Source organism: Sphingopyxis sp. (genome assembly GCF_051861155.1).
Classification (GTDB): domain Bacteria; phylum Pseudomonadota; class Alphaproteobacteria; order Sphingomonadales; family Sphingomonadaceae; genus Sphingopyxis.
Genome location: NZ_JBHYDE010000004.1, coordinates 373746 through 379802 on the forward strand (window position 1 = coordinate 373746; position 6057 = coordinate 379802).

Below are 6057 nucleotides of genomic sequence, written 5' to 3' on the forward strand. Positions count from 1 at the left end.
ACGGCGTTTATGCCCGAACCGATCATCTTTGCCATCCCGAAAGGGCGCATCCTCGACGAAGCGCTGCCGCTGCTCGCGCGCGTCGGCATCGAGCCCGCGGCGGATTTCTTTGACAAGAGCAGCCGCGCGCTGGTGTTCGGGACGAACCAGCCGCACATTTCGCTGATCCGCGTCCGCGCGTTCGATGTGGCGACGTTCGTTGCGCATGGCGCGGCGCAGCTGGGCATCGTTGGGTCCGACGTGGTCGACGAGTTCGATTACAGCGAGCTTTATGCACCGGTCGACCTGGGCATCGGCCATTGCCGCCTGTCGCTGGCGGGCCCCGCCGATGCACCGCCGCCGGGGCTGGGCGAAAGCCATATCCGCGTCGCGACCAAATATCCCGCGACGACGCGCCGCTGGTTCGAGGCGCAGGGCATCCAGGCCGAATGTATCAAGCTGAACGGCGCGATGGAGATTGCGCCGAAGCTGGGGCTGGCCTCGCACATCGTCGATCTGGTTTCGACCGGGCGGACGCTGGTCGAAAATGCGCTGGCCGAGCAGGTGGTGATCAGCGACGTGTCGGCGCGGCTGATCGTCAACCGCGCCGCGTTCAAATTGCGCTCGGCCGAGGTGCCAGCGCTCGTCGAGCGGTTCCGTATGGCGGTGGGACAGGGCGATGCGGCGGCTTGATGCCTCCGAACCCGGCTTCGCGGCCGCGTTCGACGCGCTGGTCAATGACCGGCGCGAGAGCGATGCCGATGTGTCGAGCGACGTCGCGGCGATCATCGCGCGGGTGAAGGCAGAGGGCGACGCGGCGCTGGCCGATTATACCGCGAAGTTTGACCGCTTCGATCTGGACGCCAGCGGCTGGAGCCTCTCGAAGGCGGAATGCGCCGCGGCCTATGCGGCGCTCGCGCCCGAATTGCGCGACGCGCTGAACCTCGCCGCCGAGCGTATCCGCGCCTATCACGTCGCGCAGCTGCCCGAGGACCGCGACTATCGCGATGCCACCGGCGCACGGCTGGGCGCCCGCTGGAACGCGGTCGATGCTGCGGGGGTCTATGTCCCCGGCGGGCGCGCCGCCTATCCGTCGTCGGTGCTGATGAACATCCTGCCCGCGAAGGTCGCGGGGGTGGGACGGATCGTGATGATGACCCCGACGCCGGGCGGCGAGGTCAATCCGGTGGTGATGGCGGCGGCGCATATCGGCGGGGTCGACGAGATATGGCGCATCGGCGGCGCGCAGGCGGTGGCGGCGCTGGCCTATGGCACCGGCCGCATCGCGCCGGTCGACGTCGTCACCGGCCCCGGCAACGCGTGGGTCGCCGAGGCGAAGCGACAGGCTTACGGCGTCGTGGGCATCGACATGGTCGCGGGGCCGAGCGAGATTGTCGTGGTCGCCGATGCCCAGAATGATCCGCGCGTCATTGCTGCCGACCTGCTGAGCCAGGCCGAGCATGACCCGACCAGCCAGTCGATCCTGTTCACCGACGATGCGGGCCTTGCCGACGCCGTGGCGGCAGCGGTCGACGCGATCATTCCGACGCTCGGCACCGCGGCGGTGATGCGCGAAAGCTGGGACGCCAATGGCGCGATCATCATCGTCCCGACGCTCGCCGATGCGATTCCGCTTTGCGACCGGCTGGCGCCCGAACATCTCGAACTCGCGGTCGATGCCGCCGAAGCCGATGCGCTGTTCGGCAGGGTGCGCCACGCGGGATCGGTGTTTCTAGGGCGGTATACGCCCGAGGCGATCGGCGACTATGTCGCGGGCCCGAATCATGTGCTGCCCACCGGGCGCCGCGCACGCTTTTCGAGCGGGCTGTCGGTCAGCGATTTCATGAAGCGCACCAGCTTCCTCGCGCTCGACGAAGCCAGTCTTGCCGCGATCGGCCCCGCTGCGGTCGCGCTCGCCGGGGCCGAGGGGCTTCCCGCGCATGCGCTGAGCGTTCAGAACCGATTGAAGCAAAACTAGTCTAGAACCCCCATTTTCGTCATCCCGGCGAAGGCCGGGATCTCGCCGGTGCCTTATTATGCGAGGTTGAGATCCCGGCCTTCGCCGGGATGACGAATTGAGTTAGAAGCAGAAGCCATGAACAAACGCGCTCAATCCCGCTCCGCCGCCCGTCTCGCCGCCGTCCAGGCGCTGTATCAGCACGAGATGGAAGCGACCCCGGTGGCCAAGCTGATCCACGAATTTCACCAGCATCGCATCGGCGCGACGATCGAGGACGCCGAATATGCCGACGCCGACGTCGCGTTCTTCGACGACATCGTGAAGGGCACGCTGGCCCGGTCCGAAGAGATCGACGCGGCGATTGTCGCGCGACTGGCCAGCGGTTGGTCGATGGAGCGGCTCGACCGCACGATGAAGGCGATATTGCGCGCCGGCGCCTATGAACTGATCGCGCGCGGCGACGTGCCGGTCGGCGCGGTGGTCAGCGAATATGTCGATGTCGCGAAGGCATTTTTTGACGCGCGCGAAGCGGGTTTCGCCAATGGGTTGCTCGATGCGATCGGCAAGGATGTGCGGGCGAAATAGAGGCCGCCGCGCTCCTGCGAAGGCAGGAACCCATCATCTGCCCGCGCGCCCTTGCTCCGACCGGTGATGGGCCCCTGCCTTCGCAGGGGCACAGCTATCGAAGACCGTTTATTCGCGCTAAACTCGCATCATGTCCGAAACCGATTTCATCGCCCGTCTGCGCGCCATCGCCACCGATCCCGCCGCGCGCGGGCTGGCCGATGACGCCGCCGAGTGGGAGGGGCTGGTCCTCACCCACGACATGATCGTCGAGGGAATTCATTTCCTGCCCGATGACACGCCGCAGGATGTGGCGTGGAAACTGGTCGCGGTGAACCTGTCGGATCTGGCCGCCAAGGGCGCGGCGCCGGTCGGGGTGCTCGTCGGCTACAGCCTCGGCGACGACGAATGGGACGCGGCGTTCGTCGAAGGCCTCGATCTCGCGCTGCGCCGTTTCGGCGTCATCCTGCTCGGTGGCGACACGGTGCGCGCGCCTGCGGGTGCGCCGCGCAGCTTTGGCCTGACCGCGATCGGCCGCGCGCCGCCGGGCGGGGCGCCGTCGCGGGCCGGGGCCAAGCCGGGCGATCAACTGTGGGTGACCGGATCGATCGGCAATGCCGGGCTCGGCCTCGCGATGCGGCTGGGGCATGAGGAGGCGAACGAGACCTGCCTTGCCGCCTATCGCCGCCCGCAGCCGCAGCTGACCTTTGGCCAGGCGGTGACGCGCCATGTCCACGCGATGATGGACGTATCCGACGGCCTGCTGATCGATGCCGCGCGGATGGCGACGGCGAGCGGGTGCGAATTCGTGTTGATGCTGGAGGCGGTGCCGCTGTCGGCGGCGCTGCTCGCGGTGCGGCCCGATGTGGTCGACACGCGGCTGGCGGCGGCGAGCGCGGGCGACGATTATCAGCTGCTGTTCGCTGCCGATCCGGGCGCCGCGGGGGCGATCCGCGAGATTGCGGCGGGGCTGAATATCATGGCGACGCCGATCGGCCATGTCGGGGTGGGCGAGGGGCTGGTGCTGACGCACCGCGCCCAGCGCATCGCGCTGCCCGAGCGTCTCGGTTTCACACACTGACGCGAAACCGTTACAAAAGTGCCGAAAAACCGGGGTTGCCCTTGGCATTCTTTCTTCCCATAACGCGGCGTCCAAATTTAGGGGCGGTCGCATCAGGGGAGAGGGCGAACCGGCAATCATAAGTCGGACGTGCTCGACTGTTCACCTGACTCCGCCCCGCTCAATGGGGAAGGAAATTCATGATTGATCCGGTTATGATCGCGATAGCGTGCGGCCTTATCGCCGTGCTCTATGGCTTCATTACCTCGCGCCAGGTGCTCAGCGCCTCGGCGGGTAATGAAAAGATGCAGGAAATTGCTGGCGCCATCCAGGAAGGCGCCAAGGCCTATCTGGGCCGCCAATATCGCACCATCGCCATCGTCGGCGTCGTCGTCGCCATTCTCGTCGGGCTTTTCCTCGGCGCGATTTCGGCGACCGGCTTTGTCATCGGCGCCGTCCTGTCGGGCGTGGCCGGTTTCGTCGGCATGAACATTTCGGTCAAAGCCAACGTCCGCACCGCGGCCGCGGCGCAGACCGGGCTGCAGGCGGGCCTGACCATGGCGTTCCGCGCCGGTGCGATCACCGGCATGCTGGTAGCGGGGCTCGCCCTGCTCGCGATCTCGGTCTTTTTCTGGTATCTGATCGGCCCCGGCGGGTTCACCGTCGGCGGAGAGGATCGCACCGTGGTCGATGCGCTCGTCGCGCTCGCGTTCGGCGCCTCGCTGATTTCGATCTTTGCGCGTCTGGGCGGCGGTATCTTTACCAAGGCCGCCGACGTCGGCGCCGACCTGGTCGGCAAGGTCGAGGCCGGAATCCCCGAGGATGATCCGCGCAACCCCGCGGTGATCGCCGATAACGTCGGTGACAATGTCGGCGACTGCGCCGGTATGGCCGCCGATCTGTTCGAAACCTATGTCGTCACCGTCGGCGCCACCATGGTGTTGATGGCGCTGCTGCTGAAGAGCGCGGGCGACATGCTGCTGCCGCTGATGAGCCTGCCGCTGCTGATGGGCGGCGTGTGCATCATCACGTCGATCATCGGCACCTATTTCGTCCGCCTCGGCAACGGGACGAACGTCATGGGCGCGATGTACAAGGGCTTTCTGGTCACCGCGATCCTGTCGATCCCGGCGATCTGGTTCTCGACCCAATATGCGCTGGGCAGCATGGAAGCGCTGATCCCGGGCACCGATTTCAACGGTCGGTCGCTGTTCTATTGCTCGTTGCTCGGGCTGGTCATCACCGGGCTGATCATCTGGATCACCGAATATTACACCGGCACCAACTATCGCCCGGTGCGCTCGATCGCCAAGGCGTCGGAAACCGGCCACGGCACCAACGTCATCCAGGGGCTGGCGATCAGCCTGGAATCGACCGCGCTGCCGACGCTGGTGATCTGCGCCGGCATCATCATCGCCTATATGCTGGCGGGGCTGATCGGCATTGCCTTTGCGGCAACCGCGATGCTGGCGCTGGCCGGCATGGTCGTCGCGCTCGACGCTTACGGCCCGGTCACCGACAACGCCGGCGGCATCGCCGAAATGGCGGGGCTCGACGACACGGTGCGCGAAAAGACCGACCTGCTCGACGCGGTGGGCAACACGACCAAGGCGGTGACCAAGGGCTATGCCATCGGGTCGGCGGGTCTGGCGGCGCTGGTGCTGTTCGGCACCTATACGGCCGACATCACCGAATATTCGGCGGCGCTGGGGCTGACCGAACCGCTGACCTTCTCGCTGTCGTCGCCCTACGTCATCGTCGGGCTGCTGCTCGGCGCGCTGCTGCCGTACCTGTTCGGCGCGATGGGCATGACCGCGGTCGGCCGCGCCGCGGGTGAGGTGGTCAAGGATGTTCGCGACCAGTTCAAGAACAACCCGGGCATCATGACCTATGAGTCCAAGCCCGACTATGCGCGCACGGTCGACCTGGTGACCAAGGCGGCGATCAAGGAAATGATCATTCCGTCGCTGCTCCCGGTGCTGGCGCCGATCGTCGTGTTCTTCGTGATCCGTGCGGTCGCAGGACCGGCCGCGGCGCTCGAAGCGCTCGGCGCGCTCCTGCTCGGCGTGATCGTCGGCGGGCTGTTCGTCGCCATCTCGATGACCTCGGGCGGCGGCGCATGGGACAATGCCAAGAAGTATATCGAAGACGGCAACCACGGCGGCAAAGGCAGCGAGGCCCATAAGGCTGCCGTCACTGGCGACACCGTCGGCGATCCGTATAAGGATACCGCGGGTCCGGCGGTCAACCCGATGATCAAGATCACCAACATCGTGGCGATCCTGCTCCTCGCGGCGTTGGCGCACGGGGCGGCGTAAGCTGCGCTGCCTGCGGGCATGAAAAGGCCCTGTCGGAGCGATCCGGCGGGGCTTTTTTGCTGGTCGGTTTTGGGGTGGTGAGCGGACGTAGCGAAACAATCACGCCCTCCCCTTCAGGAGTGCCGGGTCGGTCATGCCCCCGGCATGACCTGAACAGTCCGGGGGACTGTTCACCC

General features: G+C 66.6%; 5 protein-coding genes. All 5 read left to right on the top strand.

Annotated features, from left to right (window positions below):
• Window positions 1–9 precede the first annotated feature (9 nt).
• The 5 genes from hisG (at window position 10) to ACTIFP_RS10000 (ending at window position 5881) form a co-directional block, all read left to right on the top strand.
• Complete coding sequence (gene hisG / locus ACTIFP_RS09980) at window positions 10–672, top strand: ATP phosphoribosyltransferase (protein ID WP_439568575.1); 663 nt, start codon at window positions 10–12, stop codon at window positions 670–672.
• On the top strand, window positions 659–1957 hold the full coding sequence (gene hisD, locus ACTIFP_RS09985) for a histidinol dehydrogenase (protein WP_439568561.1): 1299 nt from the start codon (window positions 659–661) through the stop codon (window positions 1955–1957). The genes hisG and hisD overlap by 14 nt, the downstream gene beginning before the upstream one ends.
• Window positions 1958–2074: 117 nt before the next feature.
• Window positions 2075–2524, top strand: a complete 450-nt coding sequence (gene nusB, locus ACTIFP_RS09990; protein ID WP_439568562.1) for a transcription antitermination factor NusB — start codon at window positions 2075–2077, stop codon at window positions 2522–2524.
• Between the two features lie 130 nt (window positions 2525–2654).
• On the top strand, window positions 2655–3584 hold the full coding sequence (thiL, locus tag ACTIFP_RS09995; RefSeq protein WP_439568563.1) for a thiamine-phosphate kinase: 930 nt from the start codon (window positions 2655–2657) through the stop codon (window positions 3582–3584).
• A 179-nt stretch (window positions 3585–3763) separates the two neighbouring features.
• Window positions 3764–5881 carry a sodium-translocating pyrophosphatase gene (locus ACTIFP_RS10000; RefSeq protein WP_439568564.1) on the top strand — a complete coding sequence of 706 codons (2118 nt, stop codon included), beginning with the start codon at window positions 3764–3766 and terminating at the stop codon, window positions 5879–5881.
• The last annotated feature ends 176 nt before the right edge of the window (window positions 5882–6057 follow it).